The sequence below is a fragment of the Gordonia sp. PS3 genome (genome assembly GCF_041950545.1).
GTDB lineage: Bacteria > Actinomycetota > Actinomycetes > Mycobacteriales > Mycobacteriaceae > Gordonia > Gordonia sihwensis.
In genome coordinates this window covers 1061003-1082001 of the sequence record NZ_CP169524.1, presented here as the reverse complement: position 1 = coordinate 1082001, position 20999 = coordinate 1061003, and the positions used below count along the sequence as shown (strand labels likewise).

Here is a 20999-nt window from a genome sequence, read left to right as displayed (position 1 = left end):
CGGCGTGCCGATGACCGCGGGCGACTAGTATGAGCGGCATGGCTGACCTCCAGATCGCCCAGGACCCGGTCGCGGACGCACTCCTCTCCACGGACGCCTTCGCACTCGTGACGGGCATGCTGCTCGACCAGCAGTTTCCGATGGAACGGGCGTTCGCCGGACCGGCGAAGATCCTGGAGCGGTTCGGCACCCTCGATCCGGTGGCGATCGCCCACGCCGACCCGGAGGCCTTCGCCGAGTTGTGCGCCACTCCGCCCGCGATCCACCGCTACGGGCGGTCGATGGCCGGCCGGATCCAGGAGCTCGCCCGAACGGTGGTGGACGAGTACGACGGCGACACCGCCGCCCTCTGGACCACTGCCCGTACCGGCGAAGAACTGTTCGGGCGTGTCCGCGCGCTGCCCGGTTTCGGCGAGCAGAAAGCCAAGATCTTCGTGGCCCTGCTCGCCAAGCAACTGGACGTGAAACCGCGCGGGTGGACCAAGGTGACCGGTGATTACGGCCGCAAGGGATACCGTTCCGTGGCCGATGTCACCGATCCGGAGTCGCTCCAGCGGGTTCGGGACTTCAAGAAGGCCGCGAAGGCGGCTGCCAGGAAATGACGACCGCTACAATCGTCGACCATGAATAGCAGCGCGAACGAAGTCCGGATGGCCGTCAAGCTGCCACTGCGTCTCGGCTTCGCCACGGCCGGTATCGCACTCTCCACGGTCGAGTCGGTCGTCAACGTCGCGCGGCTCACCGCCGAGAGCATCGAGTCCGAGGTGAACTCGATGCTCGGAATCGACGAGAACAGCGAGATCGCCACTGTCCGGGCTCCGCTCGCGATCCTCAGCCAGGTGGCCGATCTGCTGAGCCCCGACCGCCCCTTCGGCCGGATTCTGGCCAACGGCGGCCCCCTCGACCGCTTGATCCAGCCGGGCGGCGTGATCGACCGTCTCACCGCTCCGGACGGTCTGCTCGAGAAGCTGACCGAGCGCGGTGGCCTGCTCGACCAGATGACGGACGAGAAGGGGATCCTGATGCGGCTGGCCGCGAAGGACGGACCGCTCGACCGGCTCACCCGGGAAGGCGGCGTGGTCGACCAGTTCACCGAGAACGAGGGCATCCTCGAGCGGCTGACATCCGAGGGCGGCATCGTCGACAAGCTGACCGCTCCGGACGGTGTGCTGGAGAAGCTGTCCCAGCCCGGCGGCGTGCTCGACCGCGCCGCCGGCGACGAAGGCCTGCTCGATCAACTGCTCGGCGCCGACGGTGCCCTCGAGAAGCTGATCGCTCCGGGCGGACCGCTCGACAAGTTCACCGAGCTGTCCGAGACGCTCGCCTCGCTGCCGCCGAATCTCGCTGCGATGCAGGAGACCGTCGACCACCTCAACGAGGTCGTGGAACTGCTCAATGCGTCCGTGGCACCGATCGGCGGGCTGGCCGACCGGCTCCCCAAGCGCCTCACCCGCGCCGGAACCGCGGCGACCCCGCAGACACCGACGCGGCCGCAGCTTCCCGGGGACCCGACCGACGACGCCGTCAGCCGGTACCCCGGTCGCTCCTGAGCTACTTCGCGGTCCGGCGCAACCGCACGTTGGCGAACTCGCCGAGACCCCACTGTCCGAGTTCACGGCCGTACCCCGACTGCTTGACGCCGCCGAAGGGCAGGCCGGGCAGCGAGGTCCCGTGCTCGTTCACCATCGCCATGCCGACATCGAGCCGGTCGGCCACGGCCTGCGCGGCCTCGACGTCCGAGCTCCACACCGAACCGGAGAGTCCGTACTCGACGTCGTTGGCCAGATCGACGGCCTCGTCGACCGACGAGAACTTGTAGACCACCGCCACCGGGCCGAAGATCTCCTCGCGGTACGCGTCCATCTCCGGCGTCACATCGGTGAGGACCGCGGGAGCCATGAACGCGCCCGGCCCGTCAAGGGCCTCTCCGCCGGTGTGCAGCGTCGCGCCCTGCTCCACCGCCTGCGAGACCTGCTTGACCACGTTGTCACGCGCGGTGACCGACGACAGCGGCCCCACCTTGGTCCCGTCCTCGGCCGGATCGCCCACCGCGAGCCCGGAGATCGCCGCCGTCAGGTTCGTGACGAAGTCGTCGTAGATCGACTCATCGACGATGAACCGCTTGGGCGAATTGCACGCCTGGCCCGCGTTCATCGTCCGCATGGCTGCGGCGCCGGCGGCCAGCGCCGCGACATCCGGGGTGTCGAGCACGATGAACGGGTCCGATCCGCCGAGTTCGAGCACCGACTTCTTGAGATTGCGCGCCGCGACTTCCGCGACCGCCGCCCCGGCGCGGCTCGATCCGGTGAGTGAGACGCCCTGCAACCGGCGATCGGCGATCATCGTCGCGATCTGCTCGTTGGTCGCGAAGACGTTGATATAGGCGTCGGCGGGAACCCCGGCGGCGTGCGCGATCTGTTCCATCAGCTCCGACGACGCAGCGCAGATCGGGGCGTGCTTGAGGATGATCGTGTTGCCCAGCAACAGATTCGGAGCCACGAACCGGGCCACCTGGTAGTAGGGGAAGTTCCACGGCATGATGCCGAGGATCGGGCCGATCGGCGTGCGGGTGACGATCGACTCCGCGGCTCCCTGCGGATCGAGTTGCTCGGTCTCCAGCAGAGCCGGGCCGTTGTCCGCGTACCAGTCGTAGATCATCGCCGTCAGTGCGAGTTCACCCAGACCCTGCTTGGTCGGCTTCCCCATCTCCTTCGTGATGACCGCGGCCAGTTCGGACGCCCGGTCGCGGTACGCCGCGGCGGTGTCGCGAAGCATCTGTACGCGCTGCTCGATCGGGGTCTGCCGCCACTGGCGATATGCCTTCTCGGCGCGTTCCAGGATCGGATCGATCTGGTCGTCGGTGATCGTCGGAAACTCGCGCTCCACGACGCCGGTGGCGGGGTTCTGGGTCACATAAGCAGTCATATGCGAATGCTACGCGTGCGAAGGTGGCGTCGCCGGGCTTCCTCCGAAGGCCGCGCGCACCGCTGCGGCGTACTCGTCGACGGTCCGCGCGGCGGTTCCGCGAGCGGCGATCGACACGGTCACCGTCGCACCGATTCCGTGCACGCCGTGGGTGAGTCCGTGGACCGCGGACAAGGCCGGGAACCCCGCGGTGAACAGCACTCGACCGCCCGCCAGCCGGAGGTCGCCGTCGCCGCGGTTCACCGACGAGACCACGGTCGCACCCGCCACCCGCTCCGGGACCGGCGCCGCGGACGAGAGCCGGACGGCCAGCGATCCCAGTACCGACGGAGCGCGGTCGGCCGCCCAGCGGTCGACGCGGGCCACCGCAGAACGGTCTCGCCGCCGCGCCGCGTCGAGCTGGCTCGCGATCGCCCCGGATCGAGCACGCCGATCGAGGTCGGGGCGCAGATCGACGCCGACGGAGAAGAAGTCGTTCCGGCGCCGAGCCGCCGGTTCTCGGGTCGCCGGTTCACGGGAGACGGCGACCTCTGCGACCACCCGGCCGTCAGGACTCGTCCCGCCGAAGCGCCCGAGCACCTCGGCCAGCCCCACCAGTGCCCCGACGGTGACCGAGGATCCCAGCCGCCGGACCGACGATCGCGGCAGCGTCACCGTCCGCAGCTCCACCGCGCCGGGATCCGGACGATTGAGCACGGTCGGCTCGATCACGTCGGCGCCCGGTGTTTCCGCTGTGCCGCAACGGGATCGGAGCATCCACGCGGCCGCACCGGCGACGGTTCCGGTCGCCAGTCGCGGCACGATGGCCGCGGCGCCCGCGGCGGCGGCCACTGCGGAGGCCACGGCGGAGGGAAGCGGCGCGCCGCTGCGCACCCGGTCGGGCCGACCCTGCGTCAGCAACCGTCGTGCGATCGCCGAGACCCGCCGCCCGCCACCGAGCGCATGCGAGATCTGGAGCACCACGATGTTGGCCGGGCCGTCGGCGTCGGGCACATCCGTGAGCGATTCGAATAGATGCAACCGCCACAGCGGCCCGGCGGTGCGGTCGCCGCTCGCCATGAGGTGCCCCAGGGCGGCCAGGCATTCGGTCCACGTGGTGGCCGGGTGTCGGCAGAACTGCTCGGGACGGGGACGCGACGCGCGCCAGCGCGGATACCCGAGATCCCACGGCACGCGGGCGACGCCGAGACGCAGGTCTGCGATCTCGGACGCGCGGGGCGCGAGTTCGGCGAACGGATCGGCCGACGGGTCGTCCGGCGCGTCGAACGCATACAACAGGAACTGATCGTTCGCCGTGGTCAACGATCGCCAGTACATCGCCGCGTCGGGCGGCGTCAACGCGCTCACGAGACCTCCTCGCCATCGCTCGATGGCAACGTGGGCATAATGCGGTGCAGTGTCAGGCGTCGCGGCCGCGGCGCCGGAAAGGCTCCACCCGTGTCCAGTGCCCCCACACCCGCACAGCCCACTCCCGGCGCATCCGCGTCCCGGCCGGAGTGCGTGTACCGCCTCGATGACATTCCACCCACCACACCGGTCATCGTAGGGGTCGGCCAGGCAGCCGAACGCATCGACGACGCCGACTACGCGGGCCTCTCCGAGGCCGACCTCGCGGCCCGCGCGGTGAGCGCGGCGCTCGCCGACACCGGGGCCGACGACGTGGCACGCCTCGTCGACACCGTGGTGGCGGTCCGATCGTTCGAGCGGTCGAGCCCGGCGTCGTCGTCGCCCTTCGGCCGGCCGGACAACATGCCGCGCGCGGTGGCACGCCGCACCGGCATGGATCCGCGCAGGGCCGTCGAAGAGGTGACCGGCGGGCAGAGCCCGCAGCATCTGGTGAACGAGTTCGGCGCCGAGATCGCCGCCGGGCGTGCCGACGCGGTGGTGTTGTTCGGGGCCGAGGTGATGTCGACGGTCCGCCACGCCCAGCGCTCGGGCACCGCACCGGACTTCAGCGAGACCGTCGGCGGGCAACTGGAGGACCGTGGCTACTCGATCGGCGGCCTCACCTCGATCGACGAGGTGAAGCACGGGGTCGTCATCCCCATCTCCCAGTACTCGATCGTCGAGAACGCGCGGCGCCACCGTCTCGGACTCGGCGCCGCCGAGTACGCGCGGTCGATGGGCGAGCTGTTCGCACCGATGACGCGTGTGGCGGCGCGGAACCCCTTCGCCGCCGCCCGAGAGGAGTTCACCGCCGAGGAGTTGGCGACCGTCACCGACCGCAACCGCCGCGTCTCGGTCCCCTACCCGCGCCGAATGGTGGCTCGCGACCACGTCAACCAGGCCGCATCCGCGGTACTGATGTCCGTCGCGGCCGCCCGGTCGGCGGGGATCCCCGCCGACCGCTGGGTCTTCGTCCACGGCCACGCCGACCTGCGGGAGAAGCCGCTCCTGACCCGGCCGGACCTCTCCCGCGGACCCGCGTCGATCGCCGCTGTCCGGGAGGCACTGCGCCTGGCGGGCACCGATGTCGACGACGTCGCGCACTTCGATCTGTACAGCTGCTTCCCGGTCGCGGTCTCGCACGTCATCGACGAGCTCGGACTCTCGCCCGACGACCCCCGTGGACTGACCGTCACCGGCGGGCTCCCCTACTTCGGCGGGCCCGGCAACAACTATTCGATGCACGGCATCGCGGAGATCGTGTCGCGGGCGCGGCGCGAGCCCGGCTCGTTCGGCCTGGTCGCAGCCAACGGCGGCGTCTTGAGCAAGTACTCGGTGGGCGTGTACTCGTCCGTCCCCGCTCCCTGGCGTCCGAGCACCTCCGCCGACCTGCAACGCGAATTGGACGCCGCACCGTCGGTGCGGGTGGCGCACTATCCGAACGGCCCGGCGACGATCGAGTCGTTCGTCGTCATCGATCCCGACGGCGAGGCCCCCGGAGCCACCGTGGTCGGCCGGCTCGGCGACGGCGCCCGGTTCGTCGCGGCCGTGGACGACCCCGGCCTGCTCGATCTGCTGCGCGCCGACGACGACCCCATCGGAACGCCGATCTTCGTCCGCGCGTCGACGAACCAGAACCACGCGGCACGCACACGCGACGTCCTCGATGCGCGCCATCCGCGCGCGGCGGTCGGATTCGCCGAGCGGTACGAGCATCTGCTCGTCCGGCGCGAGGGACGGGTGCTCGAGGTGACGATCAACCGGCCCGAGGTCCGCAACGCGCTGAATCCGGCGGCGAACGCGGAACTGGACTCCGTCTTCGACGCGTACTTCGCCGATCCCGATCTGTGGGTTGCGATCCTGACCGGCGCCGGCTCGGCCGCGTTCTCGGCAGGCAACGATCTGAGCGCCGGCGCCCAAGGAGGCCTCGCGATGCCCGCCAACGGCTTCGCCGGGCTCACCGCGCGGCGCGACCGGACCAAGCCGGTGATCGCCGCGGTGAACGGTTTCGCTCTCGGCGGCGGGCTCGAGATCGCCCTGGCATGCCACGTGATCGTCGCGGACGAGGAGGCCTCCTTCGGCCTGCCCGAAGTGAAGGTCGGCCTGGTCGCCGCGGCGGGCGGACTGGTCCGCCTCCCCCGCGTCGTCCCGCCCGCCCTCGCCCGCCACATGATCCTCACCGGACGCCGCATCGACGCCGCGGAGGCGCTGGCGTACGGCCTGGTCTCGAGGGTGGCACCGCACGGTGAAGTGATGTCCGCCGCCCGCGCCGTGGCCGAGGAGATCCTGGCCGCGTCACCGGTCGCCGTTCGCGCCTCCCTGGCGGCGATGGCCGGATCCGAATCGCAGCCGGACACGGTCCGGGCCGTGGACGAGAGCCTCGCGGTCCTCGACACCGTCCTCGTCTCGGAGGATCTCCGCGAGGGTGTCACGGCCTTCGCGCAGAAGCGCGAACCGCAGTGGAGAGGATGCTGACTACCCGCTGAAACCGTCGCCGACCTGCAGATGTCCGGCTCCCTCTTGAATTACTTGGATATCCAAGTATATCGTGGTTCACGTCACGAACGGATGCCTCTGGAAGGACGGCGCATGACTGCACTGCGGACCATCGATCACTACCTGAACGGCGCACACGTCGCCGCGACTGGCGCGACCGCCGACGTCTACGACCCCAGCACGGGTCAGGTTCAGGCCACGGTGCCGCTGGCCACCGCCGCCGAAGTCGACGCCGCCGTCGCCACCGCCAAAGAGGCCCAGAAGACGTGGGCCGCCATGAACCCACAGCGCCGCGCCCGCGTGATGATGAAGTTCATCGAGCTGGTGAACCAGAACATGGACGAGCTCGCCGAGCTGCTCTCGAGCGAGCACGGCAAGACCGTCGCCGACGCCCGCGGCGACGTGCAGCGCGGACTCGAGGTGATCGAGTTCTCGGTCGGCATCCCCCACCTCCTCAAGGGCGAGTACACCGAGGGCGCGGGCACCGGCATCGACGTCTACTCGATGCGGCAGCCGCTCGGCGTGGTCGCCGGCATCACCCCGTTCAACTTCCCCGCCATGATCCCGCTCTGGAAGGCCGGCCCCGCCCTGGCCTGCGGCAACGCCTTCATCCTGAAGCCCTCGGAGCGCGACCCGTCCGTTCCGGTCCGCCTCGCCGAGCTGTTCACCGAAGCCGGCCTGCCCGACGGTGTGTTCCAGGTGGTGCACGGCGACAAGACCGCCGTGGACGCACTGCTCGTGAACCCCGACGTCAAGGCCGTCGGCTTCGTCGGGTCGTCGGACATCGCGCAGTACATCTACGAGACGGCCGCCGCCAACGGCAAGCGCAGCCAGTGCTTCGGCGGCGCCAAGAACCACATGATCATCGCCCCGGACGCCGACCTCGATCAGGTCGTCGACGCCCTCATCGGCGCCGGCTACGGCTCGGCCGGCGAGCGCTGCATGGCGATCTCGGTGGCCGTCCCGATCGGAGACGCGACCGCGGACGCTCTGCGCGCCAAGCTCGTCGAGCGGGTCGAAGCGCTGCGCGTCGGTCACAGCCACGACCCCAAGGCCGATTACGGTCCGCTGATCACCGCCGCCGCACGTGATCGCGTGGTGGACTACATCGAGCAGGGCGTCGCCGCGGGTGCCGAACTCGTCGTCGACGGTCGCGGCAAGGGCGCCACCGAGGCCTCGTTCAACGGCACCGATCTCGGAGGCGGTTACTACCTCGGCCCCACCCTCTTCGACCACGTCACCAAGGACATGTCGATCTACACTGACGAGATCTTCGGCCCGGTGCTCACCATCGTCCGCGCGCACGATTACGAGGAGGCGCTGGCGCTGCCCACCGAGCACGAGTACGGCAACGGCGTGGCCATCTTCACCCGCGACGGCGACACCGCGCGCGACTTCACCTCGCGCGTCGAGGTCGGCATGGTCGGCATCAACGTGCCGATCCCGGTGCCGGTCGCGTACCACACCTTCGGCGGCTGGAAGCGCTCCGGCTTCGGCGATCTCAACCAGCACGGCCCCGCGTCGATCATGTTCTACACCAAGACCAAGACCGTCACCTCACGTTGGCCGTCGGGCATCAAGGAGGGCGCCGAGTTCTCCATCCCGACCATGCACTGAGGCCCGTCGCGGAACGAGAGAACAGGCGTATCAGGTAACGACATGCCCTATCCGAAATTGCCCGACGACGATCGGATCGTCGTCGAAGCGGCCCGCGACTTCGCCCGCAAGCGGCTCGCCCCGCACTCTCTCGAATGGGATGCCACCGAGCACTTCCCGGTCGATGAGATGCGCGAGGCGGGTTCGCTCGGGATGGCCGCGATCTACACCAAGGAGGACGTCGGCGGCTCCGGTCTGCGGAGGATCGACGGTGTGCGGATCTTCGAGGAACTGGCGAAGGCCGATCCGGTGACCGCGGCGTTCCTGTCGATCCACAACATGTGCACGTGGATGGTCGACACCTACGGCACCACGGAGCAGCGCAAGCGCTGGGTTCCGAAGATGGCGTCGATGGAGCACATCGCGAGCTACTGCCTCACCGAGCCCGGCGCGGGGTCGGATGCCGCGGCGCTGTCGACGTCGGCCCGCCGCGAGGGCGACGAATACGTGCTTCGCGGCAGCAAGCAGTTCATCTCCGGCGGCGGTGTCTCGGACGTCTACGTGGTGATGGCGCGCACCGGTGACGCCGGCCCCCGCGGAATCTCCACGTTCGTCGTCGAGAAGGGCACGCCGGGGCTGTCCTTCGGTCCGCCCGAGGCCAAGATGGGCTGGCACAACCAGCCCACGGCCCAGGTGATCTTCGACGACGTCCGGGTCTCCGCCGATGCGATGCTCGGCGGCCCGGACGGCGAGGGCACGGGATTCTCGATCGCGATGAACGGCCTGAACGGCGGGCGGCTGAACATCGCCGCGTGCTCGATGGGCGGTGCGCAAGCCGCGTACGACAAGGCGCTCGTCTACGCCACCGAGCGTGAGGCCTTCGGCAAGCCGCTGATCGCCGAACCCACCATCTCGGCGACGCTCGCCGAGATGGCGACCTCCCTGGAGGCCTCCCGACTGCTCCTGTGGCGGGCGGCCGAGGCACTCGACGCCGACGATCCCGACAAGGTCGAGTTGTGCGCGATGGCGAAACGATTCGTCACCGAGAGCTGCTTCACCGTCGCCGATCAGGCGCTGCAGTTGCACGGCGGCTACGGATACCTGCACGAGACGGGTATCGAGAAGATCGTCCGCGACCTGCGGGTGAATCGCATTCTTGAAGGAACCAACGAAATCATGCGGATGGTGATCGGTCGCGCCGAGGCGCAGCGGGTCACCGCCGGAAAGGGCAACCGATGAGCACGATCGCTTTCCTCGGACTCGGTCACATGGGCGGACCGATGGCCGCCAACCTGGTCAAGGGCGGACACGAGGTGGTCGGCTTCGACCTCGTCCCCGAACTGCTGGAAGCGGCCGTCGCCGACGGTGTCCGCGCAGCGAAGTCGGCGGAGGAGGCCGTCGCCGGAACCGACGTCGTCATCACCATGCTTCCCAGCGGCGCAGCGGTGCGGGCGGTGTATGACACCGTGCTGCCGCACGCGACGCCGGGTCAGCTGTTCATCGACAGTTCCACCATCTCGGTCGAGGACGCGCGTGCCGTACACGATCTCGCCGTCGCCGCGGGCATGATGCAGCTCGACGCCCCCGTCTCCGGCGGGGTCAAGGGAGCGGCGGCCGGAACCCTGGCCTTCATGGTCGGTGGCGACGACGCGGCACTGGCCGCGGCGCAGCCGATCCTGGCGCCGATGGCGGGCAAGGTGGTGCCGTGCGGCGGACCGGGCAACGGCCAGGCCGCCAAGCTGTGCAACAACATGATCCTGGCCGTGCAGCAGATCGTGGTCGGTGAGGCGTTCACTCTGGCGGAGAAGCTCGGGCTCTCGGATCAGGCACTCTACGACGTGGTGACCGGTGCCACCGGCAACTGCTGGGCACTCTCGGCCAACTGCCCGGTGCCCGGGCCGGTCGAGACGGCACCGTCAGCCAACGACTTCCGGCCGGGGTTCGCCACTGCGCTGATGAACAAGGATCTGCACCTGGCGATGGACGCCGTGTCGACCACCGGCGCCACCGCACCGCTCGGCTCACACGCGGCCGAACTGTACGACGCCTTCGCCGCCGAGCACAGCGATCTCGACTTCAGTGCGATAATCGAAACCCTGCGCTGATCTCGAGCTCGGCGCAGCCGTAGACGATGGGAGTGGTGTGGCCGGGGTGGATCATGAGTCGAACGAGCGCGACCCGATCGCCCTGGCCCGCCGCAACTGGGAAGACGCAGGCTGGGGCGGCGACATCGCCGACGGCATGGAGGCCGTCACGTCGGTGATGCGCGCGCACCAGATCATGCTCGCGCGCGTCGAGCAGGAGCTCAAACCGTTCGGCCTCACCTTCTCCCGTTTCGAGCTGTTGCGGCTGCTGGCCTTCACCCGGCACGGCGAACTGCCGATCTCCAAGGCGAGCGACCGGCTTCAGGTGCACGTCTCCTCGGCCACCCACGCGATCGCACGCCTCGCCGACGCCGGGCTGGTGAAGCGGATACCGCACCCGAGCGACGGCCGCACCACACTCGTGTCGATCACCGATGACGGCCGGGAGTTGGTCGAAAAGGCGACGGCAGTGCTGAACAACGGCGTCTTCTCCCATGTCGGAATGACCAGCGCCCAGGCGCGTCAGTTGGTGGAGTCGATCCGGTCGCTTCGGCGTGACAACGGAGATTTCTAGACACTCGCGTTTTCGGACGGGACGCCGTTCGGTGTGGTCGTGGTCTCCATCCGTCATCGGCGTCTGGCCGTCGTGCGACCGGGTGGGTAGCCTTCGTGGCGACGCCCCGTGGCGGGGCGCCCGGACGAGCCCGCCGTACCCGGTCTGCGACAAGACGGTGGACGAGGAGCACTCATGCACTGGCTCGTTCTGATCCTCTCCGGCGTCTTCGAAGCGGTGTGGGCCACCGCCCTGGGACGGTCGGAAGGTCTTCACCGCCTCATCCCCACCATCGTCTTCTTCGTCGCACTCGTCATCAGCATGGGCGGCCTCGCCTACGCGATGCGCGAACTGCCGACCGGAACGTCGTATGCGATATGGGTCGGGATCGGCGCCACCGGAGCCGTCGTCTTCGGCATGATCACCGGCACCGAAACCGCGAGCATCGCGAAGATCGTGTGCATCATCGCCATCGTCGGAGGCGTCATCGGGCTGAAGCTCGTCAGCTGACGGCCACCGCACTTCCGTGCTCCCGGCCGGGTGTGTCCGGTCAGGCGGCCAGGAGTGTGTCGAGGTAGTTCTCGATGCGAGATTCGCTGGGGTCGGGCGGCGGCTGCGGTTCGTGGCCCGGTAACAGTTCGGCGTGGTGGATTTGGTTGATCCGCCACCCGGGCCGCGTTCTCCCGCCGCTGGGTCGCCAGGCGACGCGGCCGGCGTGGGGACCGTCGATCAGGATCATCGTCTGCCATTGCCCGCGGCGGGGGCCGACGGAGCGATTGTGACGCCCGCACGCCGCCCCGAGGTGGTCGATGTCGGTGGGCCCGCCGTCGGCCCAGTCCGGGAAATGATGGGCCTGCGTCCGGGAGAACGGGGCGTCGCAGCCGGGGGCGGTGCAGCCGCGGTCGCGGGCGAAGAGCATCAACCGCTGCGCCCGCGACGCCAGCCGCCGTCCCCGACCGAGGTAGAGGGCTTGTCCGGTGTGGGCGGAGAAGACGGCCAGGTGCGGAGTCGCGGCGGCGGCGACCTCGATCAACTCCGCCACCGGCACCCGAGTCCCGGTCGCGGTCAACGCCACCCCCGCCCGCTCGGCCAACTCGTGGTCGGTGACAGTGACGACCAGATCACCCGACCGCCGACCACCCCCAACACCAGTGCGGGAGGCGCGCAGCAGCGCCTGCAGACCATCATGGGTGCGCTGCCCCGGCGTGCGAGTATCACGCTCCACCGCGGCCGCCAGAGCGGCCGGGTCCGCCGACTCCACGGTCCCCGACGGGGAATCCGGGTCGTCGGGATTGTTCATCCCCGGCGCCGCCCACGACGGCAACGCCGCCTCCATCTCCGCCCGCAACGCCGGAGTCAAATACCCGCGGACTTTGCTCATCAACCGCAGATCCTGCGGCAGCACAGCGAACCCGCGCAGGCGTTTGCGGTCGCGTTCGTCGGTGACGGTCCCGTCCGGATCCAGGTGCGCCAGCAGTCGGATGCCGGCGGTGCGGACACCGGCCGGACTCAACTCGCGGGCGACCCACGCCAGCTGCGCCTCGGCGCGTGCGCGGGTGCCGGCGTCGATGGCGGTGGGGATCTTGTCCATGACGGCGTCGATCTCGCGGACGTGGTCGGCACCGATCGCACCCTCGCCCACCGCGACAGCAGTCGCCGGCAGTACCGGTTCGCGGGTCTGGCCTTGCAGGTCGGTGAACCGTCCGATCCCGGCGGCACTGACACGTCGGCGGCGGGCGGCACCGTCACCGAGCCGCAACCCCTGCGCCAAATACTGATGCACCGACAAATACCCCGCCTTGCGATACACGGCCCGGTCGGAGACCTCCACCAACACCGCGGCGTCCACACCGTCGAGACGACGATGAGTACGTTCCAATGTCTCGACGGTTTCCAGCAGGGTGTCTTCTGGGACCGCGGACAGTGGCAGGGACGCGAACTTGGTCGCCGCAGCTTCCAACAGGCGGGCGAGGGCGGCCGGATCGTCCGGCAGCACTTCTGACGCGACCATCGAACCCACCCCCCTCCACCTGCACAGTGCCCGAGAACACTCCTGCTGTGCTTCTATGTTCGAATCATACCGCCGCCCTCTGACAAAGCCGCCGCCTCACAACTCGATGCCCGATCGTGCCGCCAGCACAGCGGCCTGCACCCGCGACTGCACGCCCAGCTTCATCAGCACCCGCGAGACGTGGGTCTTCACCGTCGCCTCCCCGATCATCAGGCGGCGGGCGATCTGCGCATTCGACAGTCCGGCGCCGAGACCGCCGAGGACTTCGATCTCCCGCTCGGTGAGGTCACTCAGATCCGGAGCGGGCTCGGCGGGACGTGATCGCATCGCGTCCACCACCACCCGGGTCACCGCGGGATCGAGCACCGCGTCGCCCTGCGCGACACGTCGGACACCGTCGACGAGTTCCGCGCCGGACGCCGACTTCAGCAGAAACCCGCTCGCTCCGGCCGCCAGTGAGCCGAGCACGTATTCGTCGATGTCGAAGGTCGTCAGGACGAGGACGGCCGCGTCGGTACGCGCCATGACTTCGGCGGTGGCGGCGATTCCGTCCGTCCCCGGCATGCGGACGTCCATCACCACCACGTCCGGCCGCAGCCTCTCGGCCGCGTCGACGGCATCGGCACCGTTCGACGCCTCGCCCACCACGCTGATCTCTCCCGACGACTCCAACACCAGCCGCAGGCCTTCTCGGACCGCGGCGTGATCGTCGGCCAGGACCACTCGCGTCCGGCTCACGCCCGCACCACCGGCACCCGCACGCGGACCACCCATCGTCGACCCTCCACACCGGCGGTCGCGGACCCGCCGATGCTCTCGGCGCGAATCATCATGTTGCGCAACCCATTTCCTCCCGATCCGTCGCCTTCGCCGCGCGCCATCGCACGTCCGTCCGTGAGACCGTTGCTGACCGTCATCTCGACGAGGTCTCCGGCTGAGACCAGTTGCACCGCGACGGGCTGTCCCGGCTCGTGGCGCGTCGCGTTCGCCAGCGCCTCACCCGCGATCCGGGTCAACACCGTCTCGATCGCGAGCGGAAGACCTTCGGTGTCGCCGTGCACCTCGACGGCCGAGCCGACCGCCTCCGCCGCCGTCACGAACGGAGCGAGTGACGACCAGCGGACAGTCGGAGTGTCATCGCCGTCGGCGGCGAGCACGTCGATCATCTCCCGCAGCTCCGACAGCGCCGCCAGGCTGTTGGAGCGCATCGAGGCGATCACCGGCTTCGGGTCCGGTGCCTCACGTGCGGCCTCGGCCAGGATCGCGATCGCCGACACGTGGCCCGCCACCGTGTCGTGCAGTTCCCGCGACACCCGGCGACGTTCCTCCGCCAGCGCCGCGGCGTGCTCGGCTGCGGCGGCCGACTGTTCGGCCCGCGCCGCCCGGATGGTGGCGTGCACCGACTGCGCGTAGCCCAGCGGCGAGACGAGGAAGGCCACTCCGAGCAGGCCCACCAGCACACCGGCCCGCGGATCCGCCGCGAGCGCCACAGCCACCGCACCCGCGACCGTCACCGCGAAGCAGGCGACACCGACGAACCTGCGCAACCGCGCGGACCCGACCGTCATGACCGCGAAGATGACGTCGGTGAAGGAGATCCAGAGCGGAAGGGACGCACCCGACGGAAGGTCGAGCGCGATGAGAACCACCATGATCGCGAGCGCCGCCGACGGTCGGCGAGGCGCCGCGAGTTGAACGACGAACGCCGCCACCAGGATCGCGATCTTGACCGGAGCCGAATGCCCGCCCCAGCCCTGGATCAGCGTGAACGCCCCACTGACCCACAGCAGCAGACCGACGACCAGTGTGCCGAGAGCCGACACCGTCGTCGACGAGAATCTGGGAATCGACATCATCAGACATCACTACAGCACACGTCGCGGGGCTTCGGGTCCGCCGAAGGGATGACGCCGACGAGCCGGATGAGGGATGTGCCTTCGGGCGATCCGCCCGATGCTGAACGCATGAACGATCTGACCGACCCGGTACTGCTGACCATCGCCGGCTGTGAAGTCGGCTTCTGGGTACTCGTCGCCGGCGGACTGTCGTTGCGCTACCTGGTCCGCGCGCAGCGCCTCTCGACACTGGTACTGGCGGCCGTCCCGGGGCTCGACGTCGCGCTCCTCGCGGCCGTGGCACTCGACCTCCACTCCGGCGGCGACGTCGGGTTGGCCCACCGGCTGGCGCCGATCTACTTGGGCGTGACCGTCGTCTTCGGACCGCGGCTGATCCGGTGGGCCGATGTCAGGTTCGCGCACCGGTACGCCGACGGCCCGGCACCCGTCCCGGTGCCCAAGCGGGGACCGGTACGGCTCCGGCACGAGTGGGCCGAGTTCGGCCGGTGGCTCGCCGCCGCCGCGATCGCCGGAGCGGTGGTGCTCGTCCTCGGTTTCACGGTCGCCGACGCCGGCCAGCGCGACGAATTGTTCAGTCTGTTCAAGACTCTCGGCGTCATCACCGCGATCTGGCTGCTCACCGGCCCGGTGTGGTACGCGGGGTCCGCGCGAGGAGCGTCGTCCGGCTGAACGGTGGCGCCGTCTACGACCGCCACACCGGATCCCTCTTGCCCAGGAACGCAGAGATACCCTCCTGGGCATCACAGGTGACGGCGTTGGTCGCCATCACCTCGGTCATCGCGGCGTACGCCTCCGGCTCGGTGCGATCGATCTGGTCGTAGAAGGCCCGCTTACCGATGGCGAGGGTGTCGCCGCTGAATCGGCCGATCCGCCCGGCCAGCTCCGCGACGGTGCTCTCCAGATCGGCGGCGGGCACGGCGGTGTTGACCAGGCCCCATTCGACGGCGGTCGCGGCATCGACCATGTCGCCGGTCAGCAGCATGTGCATGGCGCGCTTGCGCCCGACGGCACGGCTGAGCGCGACCATCGGAGTGGAACAGAAGAGCCCGATGCGGACGCCAGGCGTGGAGAACCGTGCACTGTCGGCGGCCACCGCGAGATCGCAGGTGGCGACCAACTGGCAGCCCGCTGCGAGCGCCATTCCCTGGACCTGGGCGATCACCGGCTGGCGAACGTCGTGGACCGCCGTCATCAGGTCGGTGCAGGCCGCGAAGATCTCCCGCTCGTCGTCGACCGTGCGCTCGACCATCTCCGACAGGTCGTGGCCGGCGGAGAACGCCGGACCGTGCGCCTTGATCACGATCACCCGCACCTCCGGGTTCTCGCCGAAAGTGCGCAGGACTTCGGTGGCAGCCCGCATGGTGGCCAGTGACAAGGGGTTTCGGCGGTCGGGGTCGTCGAGGGTGAGGACACCGACGCCGTCGGAGACGGACGAGGACACAGCGGAATCAGTCATCTCACCATTGTCGTCCATCCCCGCCGACCGTACGATCGGTTGACATGAACGTGCCGACCGATCTGCTCCGGGATCCCCTCGTGTATCGGCTCGCCGCCGCGGGCCAGTCCGCCGATGCGATCATCTGCCTCGGCCCGATCCCCTACGTCGCGCGATGTCTGGACGACGTGGGCTATCCCGCGGACCAACGGTGGGTGTTTCCGGTGGTCAAGGCCGCGTCGGCGGCGGGACTCGCCGCGGCCCCGAGGTTCCCGATGCTGGCCCGCTTCACGGCGGTCATGCTGACGGTGTACTTCTGCCTCGCGGTCGGAGCACACGTCCGGGCCCGCGACCTCCGGCTGAACTTCGCCGCCGCGTCGTCGTTGCTTCTCTTCTACGCGGCGCTCGCCGCCACAGGTCCCCGCCCGGCCGAACGCCCGGGTCCCCGAGCCGAGCGCCGGTAACCGCCCTGATCGGCTACCGCGCCAGGGCCTTGAGCACGCGGTCGGCGTGCACGTTCATGTTGATCTCCGACGCGATCACGTCGGCGATGACTCCGTCGGAGCCGATTGCGAACGTGACCCGCTTGGTCGGCATGCCGACCTTCACCAGCAGCGATCCACGCCGGACACCGTATGCGGAGGCGACGGCGCCGTCGACGTCCGCCAGCAACGGGTAGTCGAGGGTGTGCTCGTCGGTCCAGCTCTTCTGCTTCGCGACGTCATCCCGGCTGATCCCGATCCGCTGCACTCCCGCGGCAGCGAACTCCGCTGCGAGGTCCCGGAAATGGCACGCCTCCTTGGTGCAGCCCGGGGTGAACGCCGCCGGATAGAAGAACAGCGCGACCGGCCCGTCGGCCAGCAGTTCGGAGAGCCGTCGCCGTCGACCGTTCTGGTCGGGCAGCTCGAAATCCGGTGCGGTGTCCCCGATGTTCATGGTCCCCGACCCTACTCCGTCGGCTCAGGTGAGTCCGGCGTCGTGGATCCGGATCGCGACCTGCACCCGGTTGGCGGCGTCGAGTTTGGTGAAGATCCGGGAGATGTGGGCCTTGACCGTCGCCACCGACATGTACAGCTCCGAGGCGATCTCGGCGTTCGACGCGCCCCGAGCCAGACAGACGGCCACCTCTCGCTCACGACCGGTCAGCGCGTCCACCGCCTCCCGGGCCGTGGACTCCCGATTTCCGTCCCGGCCGTCGACGACCTGCTTGATGAGCGCCGCAGTGACCGACGGGCTCAGCGCCGGCTCCCCAGCCAGCACCCGTCCGATCGCCGTGATGATCTCCGCCGGCGGCGTGTCCTTCAACAGGAACCCGTCGGCGCCGACGGCCAGCGCTCGGACCACGTACTCGTCGGCGTCGAAGGTGGTGAGCACGATGACGGCGGGCGGATTCGGTGCCGCCTTGAACGCGGCGGTCGCGTCGATACCGTCCATCACCGGCATTCGCAGATCCATCAACAGCAGATCGACCGGATCGGCCGCGTACCGGGCCAGTGCCTCTCGGCCGTCTCCTGCCTCGGCGATCACCTCCAGACCGGGGTCGCCGCCGACCAGCAGCCGGAGCCCGGACCGGACCAGCGGATCGTCGTCGACGATCATCAATCGAGACGTCATGTCTGCCACGGTAGCCACACCCGCAGGACGAACCGGCCGTCGGCCGTCAGATGCGCCGACTGCCGCCCGCCGCGAAGCTCCACCCGCTCGGCGAGACCGACGAGTCCGAAGCCGGACTCCGGCACTCTCGACTTGTGGTCGCCGATGGGCAGCGGGTTGCTCACCACCAGGTCGACACCGCGGTCGGGTGCACCGTCGAGGCCGATCGCGACCGCTGTCGCCGGAGCGTGCTTGCGCGCATTGGTGACACCCTCCTGCACACAGCGGTAGAGCGTGCGCCCCACCCCGTCGGGGATCGCCGCCAGGTCGGCGTCGCAGTCGAAGGCGAGATTCATTCCGTGCCCGCGGTTCTCGTCGATGAGCTCGGGGATGTCGGCTGCTCCGGGCTGAGGCTGCTCGGGCGACGCGTCACCGGGATCGTCGCGGAGCACACCGAGCACCTCGCGCAACTCGGTCAGCGCCGTCGCCGACATCTGCTCGATGGTCCGCGCCGCATCGCGGACCTGATCGGCCGGCAGGTCGTCGCGAAATGCCAGCGCTCCGGCGTACATGTGCACGGTGGAGATCCGGTGAGCGAGCACGTCGTGCATCTCGCGCGATCCGGCCGCGCTCGGTGGCCCTCGCATGCCGGACCCTGGCCTCCTGTTCCGCCTCGGCCAGTTTGGCCCGAGACCGCCACGAGGCGAGAAGTTCACGCCGCGATCCGAGGTACAGGCCCCACGCGATCGTGAGCAGCAGGATCACCGCGACGACGAAGTAGTCGATGACGGTCGGCTCGGGTTCGTCGGGTGGATGCCACAGCTGCGAGAACAGCGAACACACCATCGCGACCGCCGCGACCGGAACGATCTCCCGCCACCGTCGCCGGGTCGACAGCGAGACCAGCGCCAGCATCGACGGTCCGGCCGCCGACGCGGACACCGTCGAAGCCACGTTGGTCGCCATCGCCACCGCGACCGGATACCTCCGACGCCAGTGCACCGCGATCAACGACAGCACGCCGAGGAGCAGATCAGCCGCGAACCACCACCTCGCGTACTGCCACTGGTAGCCGGCCCGCGTGCCCCAGACCAGTCCGGAGACGGCGAGCACCACCGCGAGCCGCCACGCATGGCTGCGCCACGTGAGCTGTGGCTGATAGTCGTCGGGGTGCACGTGTGTCACCGTATCCCGCCGCCCGCGGTGCTCCCTAGTGCGCCGGGTCAGGGTCATACCCTACTTTCGGCTGACCCGGAATCAGTCGGCGGACTGATGTGCCCGCCGCCGGTTCAGAGCAGAATCGTCAGTCATGATCACCGTCGAGCACCTCACGAAGAGATATGGCGACTACGTCGCCGTCGACGACGTCTCGTTCGCTTGCAAGCCCGGCCGTGTCACCGGCTTCCTCGGGCCCAACGGCGCGGGCAAGTCGACCACCATGCGGATCATCGCCGGACTCACTCCGGCCACGGCCGGATCTGCGACCATCGCCGGCGTCGAGTACCGCGACATCCACAATCCGGCGACTCAGGTCGGAGTCCTGCTCGACGCATCCGCCCAGCACGCAGGCCGGACCGGTGCCGAGATCCTGCGCCTGTCCGCGATGACCATGGGCCTCGACCGCAGCCGCATCGACGAGGTCCTGAACCTGGTGAGCCTCACGCCGCAGGAGGCGGGGCGCCGGGTCCGCAACTACTCGCTCGGCATGCGCCAGCGGCTCGGCATCGCCAACGCCCTGCTGGGCGATCCGCGGATACTCATCCTCGACGAGCCGGTCAACGGCCTCGATCCCGCGGGAATCCACTGGATGCGCACCCTGCTGCGCAACTACGCCGACCGCGGCGGCACCGTCCTGCTGTCGAGCCACCTGCTCCACGAGATCGAGATCATCGCCGACGATCTCATCGTCATCGGGCAGGGCCGCATCGTGGCGCAGGGCACCAAGGAGCAGTTGCTCGCGGGCACCGGCACCCGAGTCAAGGCCGTCGACGACGCCGCGCTCGGGCGCGCGTTGGCCGCGGCCCAGGTGGTCGCGCACCCCGCTGCCGACGGCGGCTTCCACGTGGAAGCCGAACCGACCGTCGTCGGCCGGGTGGCGCTCGACGCCCAGATCCACCTCGTGGAGCTGCGGCCGGGCGACAACACCGGCTTGGAGGCGATGTTCTTGCAGCTCACGCAGCAGACCCAGCGTGAGCAGCCCGTCAACCAGGGAGTCTTCCGATGACCACCACGTATGCGGCCGTCGATCAGACGGCCAAGCCGATCCCGCTCAGCCGCCTGATCCGCGTCGAACTGCGCAAGCTCGTCGACACCCGCGCCGGCTTCTGGCTGATCGCGTCGATGGGTCTCATCTCGGTCGTGATCATGGTGGTCATGCTGATCACCACCGGCAACTCCACCGACAACGGTGACGGCGCCGGCTTCGCCGACTTCTTCGGCATCATGAACACCCCGACTGGCTTCCTGCTGCCGGTGATGGCGATTCTGCTGGTGACCTCCGAGTGGAGCCAGCGCGGCGCCCTGATCACCTTCACCATGGAACCGCGACGTGAACGGATCGTGGTCGCCAAGCTGGTGGCCTCGCTCGTCGCCGCACTGGCCGCGGTCGCCTTCGCCCTGATCGTCGGCGCCATCGGCAATGTGATCGTCGGGGCCGCATACGGCGACCCGAACGGTTCGTGGTCGTTCCCGGCCGCCGGGCTGACCGGCGCGGTGATCCTCCAGATCACGGGTCTGCTCCTCGGCTTCGGTTTCGCCGCGCTGTTCCTGAACACACCGGCCGCGATCGTCGCCTACTTCGTCCTGCCCAACGCCATCGGCCTGGTTCTGGAACTGGTTCCGGCGCTGCGCGACCACCATGTGGGCGACTGGATCAGCACGAGCACATCGTCCGGCCCGCTGATGTCCGACTCCTGGCCGACGGGAGCCGAATGGGCACACTTCCTGGTGGCTCACGCCATCTGGATCGGCATCCCCATCACCCTGGGCATCTACCGAATCTTGCGTTCGGAGGTCAAGTGACCTCAGGCGGTCACCTGACCTGGAAGAGCTGAACGCAATGCCG

At 69.4% G+C, this 20999-nt stretch carries 20 protein-coding genes, 1 pseudogene and 1 riboswitch; of the genes and pseudogenes, 12 read left to right on the top strand and 9 right to left on the bottom strand.

Features of this window, described 5'->3' with window-relative positions; genetic code table 11:
• Positions 1 to 38 precede the first annotated feature (38 nt).
• Positions 39 to 602 carry an HhH-GPD-type base excision DNA repair protein gene (locus ACE11G_RS04975; protein ID WP_039867210.1) on the top strand — a complete coding sequence of 188 codons (564 nt, stop codon included), beginning with the start codon at positions 39 to 41 and terminating at the stop codon, positions 600 to 602.
• A gap of 21 nt (positions 603 to 623) precedes the next feature.
• Positions 624 to 1550 carry a hypothetical protein gene (locus ACE11G_RS04970; protein WP_045540711.1) on the top strand — a complete coding sequence of 309 codons (927 nt, stop codon included), beginning with the start codon at positions 624 to 626 and terminating at the stop codon, positions 1548 to 1550.
• 1 nt (position 1551) lies between these two features.
• On the opposite strand, the gene ACE11G_RS04965 is transcribed toward ACE11G_RS04970, so the two are convergent.
• Both ACE11G_RS04965 and ACE11G_RS04960 read right to left on the bottom strand, forming a co-directional pair.
• Positions 1552 to 2925 carry an NAD-dependent succinate-semialdehyde dehydrogenase gene (locus ACE11G_RS04965; protein WP_039867151.1) on the bottom strand — a complete coding sequence of 458 codons (1374 nt, stop codon included), beginning with the start codon at positions 2923 to 2925 and terminating at the stop codon, positions 1552 to 1554.
• Between the two features lie 9 nt (positions 2926 to 2934).
• The gene (locus tag ACE11G_RS04960; RefSeq protein WP_006895819.1) at positions 2935 to 4272 is read right to left on the bottom strand and encodes a hypothetical protein; all 1338 of its coding nucleotides are present in this window, start codon (positions 4270 to 4272) and stop codon (positions 2935 to 2937) included.
• Positions 4273 to 4425: 153 nt separating this feature from the next.
• On the opposite strand from ACE11G_RS04960, the gene ACE11G_RS04955 reads away from it, so the two are divergent.
• The 6 genes from ACE11G_RS04955 (at position 4426) to ACE11G_RS04930 (ending at position 11550) form a co-directional block, all read left to right on the top strand.
• Positions 4426 to 6786: an acetyl-CoA acetyltransferase gene (locus tag ACE11G_RS04955; RefSeq protein WP_375004093.1), complete on the top strand. Its 2361-nt coding sequence runs from the start codon at positions 4426 to 4428 to the stop codon at positions 6784 to 6786.
• A 114-nt stretch (positions 6787 to 6900) separates the two neighbouring features.
• The gene (locus tag ACE11G_RS04950; protein WP_006895817.1) at positions 6901 to 8424 is read left to right on the top strand and encodes a CoA-acylating methylmalonate-semialdehyde dehydrogenase; all 1524 of its coding nucleotides are present in this window, start codon (positions 6901 to 6903) and stop codon (positions 8422 to 8424) included.
• A gap of 42 nt (positions 8425 to 8466) precedes the next feature.
• A complete protein-coding gene (locus ACE11G_RS04945) occupies positions 8467 to 9642 on the top strand; it encodes an acyl-CoA dehydrogenase family protein (protein ID WP_006895816.1) in 1176 nt (391 codons plus the stop codon).
• Positions 9639 to 10508, top strand: coding sequence for a 3-hydroxyisobutyrate dehydrogenase (mmsB, locus tag ACE11G_RS04940; protein WP_006895815.1), 870 nt, complete (start codon positions 9639 to 9641; stop codon positions 10506 to 10508). Before ACE11G_RS04945 ends, mmsB begins: the two co-directional genes overlap by 4 nt.
• Before the next feature lie 37 nt (positions 10509 to 10545).
• A complete protein-coding gene (locus ACE11G_RS04935; RefSeq protein ID WP_006895814.1) occupies positions 10546 to 11061 on the top strand; it encodes a MarR family transcriptional regulator in 516 nt (171 codons plus the stop codon).
• A 98-nt stretch (positions 11062 to 11159) separates the two neighbouring features.
• A riboswitch (guanidine-III (ykkC-III) riboswitch) is annotated at positions 11160 to 11225 on the top strand.
• Between the two features lie 10 nt (positions 11226 to 11235).
• On the top strand, positions 11236 to 11550 hold the full coding sequence (locus ACE11G_RS04930; protein ID WP_045538303.1) for a multidrug efflux SMR transporter: 315 nt from the start codon (positions 11236 to 11238) through the stop codon (positions 11548 to 11550).
• A gap of 40 nt (positions 11551 to 11590) precedes the next feature.
• Here the strand turns inward: ACE11G_RS04930 and ACE11G_RS04925 are convergent, their stop codons facing one another.
• From ACE11G_RS04925 to ACE11G_RS04915, 3 genes are all read right to left on the bottom strand, one after another.
• Positions 11591 to 13051, bottom strand: coding sequence for a DUF222 domain-containing protein (locus tag ACE11G_RS04925; RefSeq protein WP_375003868.1), 1461 nt, complete (start codon positions 13049 to 13051; stop codon positions 11591 to 11593).
• Between the two features lie 96 nt (positions 13052 to 13147).
• Positions 13148 to 13825 (bottom strand): response regulator transcription factor, encoded by a 678-nt coding sequence (locus ACE11G_RS04920; protein ID WP_062367764.1) that lies wholly within the window; start codon positions 13823 to 13825, stop codon positions 13148 to 13150.
• Positions 13786 to 14904, bottom strand: coding sequence for a sensor histidine kinase (locus ACE11G_RS04915; protein ID WP_375003866.1), 1119 nt, complete (start codon positions 14902 to 14904; stop codon positions 13786 to 13788). Before ACE11G_RS04915 ends, ACE11G_RS04920 begins: the two co-directional genes overlap by 40 nt.
• A 111-nt stretch (positions 14905 to 15015) precedes the next feature.
• On the opposite strand from ACE11G_RS04915, the gene ACE11G_RS04910 reads away from it, so the two are divergent.
• The gene (locus ACE11G_RS04910) at positions 15016 to 15576 is read left to right on the top strand and encodes a hypothetical protein (protein ID WP_045538293.1); all 561 of its coding nucleotides are present in this window, start codon (positions 15016 to 15018) and stop codon (positions 15574 to 15576) included.
• Positions 15577 to 15589: 13 nt separating this feature from the next.
• Here the strand turns inward: ACE11G_RS04910 and ACE11G_RS04905 are convergent, their stop codons facing one another.
• Positions 15590 to 16363: an enoyl-CoA hydratase gene (locus ACE11G_RS04905; RefSeq protein ID WP_052692412.1), complete on the bottom strand. Its 774-nt coding sequence runs from the start codon at positions 16361 to 16363 to the stop codon at positions 15590 to 15592.
• A 50-nt stretch (positions 16364 to 16413) separates the two neighbouring features.
• Here ACE11G_RS04905 and ACE11G_RS04900 point away from each other — a divergent pair, with 50 nt between their 5' ends.
• Positions 16414 to 16806, top strand: coding sequence for a DoxX family protein (locus tag ACE11G_RS04900; protein WP_372452519.1), 393 nt, complete (start codon positions 16414 to 16416; stop codon positions 16804 to 16806).
• Between the two features lie 13 nt (positions 16807 to 16819).
• Here the strand turns inward: ACE11G_RS04900 and ACE11G_RS04895 are convergent, their stop codons facing one another.
• The 3 genes and pseudogenes from ACE11G_RS04895 to ACE11G_RS04885 form a co-directional block, all read right to left on the bottom strand.
• Positions 16820 to 17278, bottom strand: a complete 459-nt coding sequence (locus tag ACE11G_RS04895; protein WP_062367766.1) for a peroxiredoxin — start codon at positions 17276 to 17278, stop codon at positions 16820 to 16822.
• Between the two features lie 24 nt (positions 17279 to 17302).
• A complete protein-coding gene (locus ACE11G_RS04890; RefSeq protein WP_039867204.1) occupies positions 17303 to 17956 on the bottom strand; it encodes a response regulator transcription factor in 654 nt (217 codons plus the stop codon).
• Positions 17953 to 19168: pseudogene (locus ACE11G_RS04885) on the bottom strand (sensor histidine kinase). Before ACE11G_RS04885 ends, ACE11G_RS04890 begins: the two are co-directional and overlap by 4 nt.
• A gap of 76 nt (positions 19169 to 19244) precedes the next feature.
• Here ACE11G_RS04885 and ACE11G_RS04880 point away from each other — a divergent pair.
• Both ACE11G_RS04880 and ACE11G_RS04875 read left to right on the top strand, forming a co-directional pair.
• Positions 19245 to 20159, top strand: coding sequence for an ABC transporter ATP-binding protein (locus tag ACE11G_RS04880; protein ID WP_045538289.1), 915 nt, complete (start codon positions 19245 to 19247; stop codon positions 20157 to 20159).
• Positions 20156 to 20956, top strand: coding sequence for an ABC transporter permease subunit (locus ACE11G_RS04875; RefSeq protein WP_006895802.1), 801 nt, complete (start codon positions 20156 to 20158; stop codon positions 20954 to 20956). Before ACE11G_RS04880 ends, ACE11G_RS04875 begins: the two co-directional genes overlap by 4 nt.
• The last annotated feature ends 43 nt before the right edge of the window (positions 20957 to 20999 follow it).

Excerpts from the sequence above, each read along its gene's own strand:
- ACE11G_RS04975 (WP_039867210.1), top strand. The coding sequence starts at position 39 with ATGGCTGACCTCCAGATCGCCCAGGACCCGGTCGCGGACGCACTCCTC.
- ACE11G_RS04970 (WP_045540711.1), top strand. The coding sequence starts at position 624 with ATGAATAGCAGCGCGAACGAAGTCCGGATGGCCGTCAAGCTGCCACTG.
- ACE11G_RS04965 (WP_039867151.1), bottom strand. The coding sequence starts at position 2,925 with ATGACTGCTTATGTGACCCAGAACCCCGCCACCGGCGTCGTGGAGCGC.
- ACE11G_RS04950 (WP_006895817.1), top strand. The coding sequence starts at position 6,901 with ATGACTGCACTGCGGACCATCGATCACTACCTGAACGGCGCACACGTC.
- ACE11G_RS04945 (WP_006895816.1), top strand. The coding sequence starts at position 8,467 with ATGCCCTATCCGAAATTGCCCGACGACGATCGGATCGTCGTCGAAGCG.
- mmsB (WP_006895815.1), top strand. The coding sequence starts at position 9,639 with ATGAGCACGATCGCTTTCCTCGGACTCGGTCACATGGGCGGACCGATG.
- ACE11G_RS04930 (WP_045538303.1), top strand. The coding sequence starts at position 11,236 with ATGCACTGGCTCGTTCTGATCCTCTCCGGCGTCTTCGAAGCGGTGTGG.
- ACE11G_RS04925 (WP_375003868.1), bottom strand. The coding sequence starts at position 13,051 with ATGGTCGCGTCAGAAGTGCTGCCGGACGATCCGGCCGCCCTCGCCCGC.
- ACE11G_RS04920 (WP_062367764.1), bottom strand. The coding sequence starts at position 13,825 with ATGGGTGGTCCGCGTGCGGGTGCCGGTGGTGCGGGCGTGAGCCGGACG.
- ACE11G_RS04915 (WP_375003866.1), bottom strand. The coding sequence starts at position 14,904 with ATGTCGATTCCCAGATTCTCGTCGACGACGGTGTCGGCTCTCGGCACA.
- ACE11G_RS04910 (WP_045538293.1), top strand. The coding sequence starts at position 15,016 with ATGAACGATCTGACCGACCCGGTACTGCTGACCATCGCCGGCTGTGAA.
- ACE11G_RS04905 (WP_052692412.1), bottom strand. The coding sequence starts at position 16,363 with ATGACTGATTCCGCTGTGTCCTCGTCCGTCTCCGACGGCGTCGGTGTC.
- ACE11G_RS04895 (WP_062367766.1), bottom strand. The coding sequence starts at position 17,278 with ATGAACATCGGGGACACCGCACCGGATTTCGAGCTGCCCGACCAGAAC.
- ACE11G_RS04890 (WP_039867204.1), bottom strand. The coding sequence starts at position 17,956 with ATGACGTCTCGATTGATGATCGTCGACGACGATCCGCTGGTCCGGTCC.
- ACE11G_RS04880 (WP_045538289.1), top strand. The coding sequence starts at position 19,245 with ATGATCACCGTCGAGCACCTCACGAAGAGATATGGCGACTACGTCGCC.
- ACE11G_RS04875 (WP_006895802.1), top strand. The coding sequence starts at position 20,156 with ATGACCACCACGTATGCGGCCGTCGATCAGACGGCCAAGCCGATCCCG.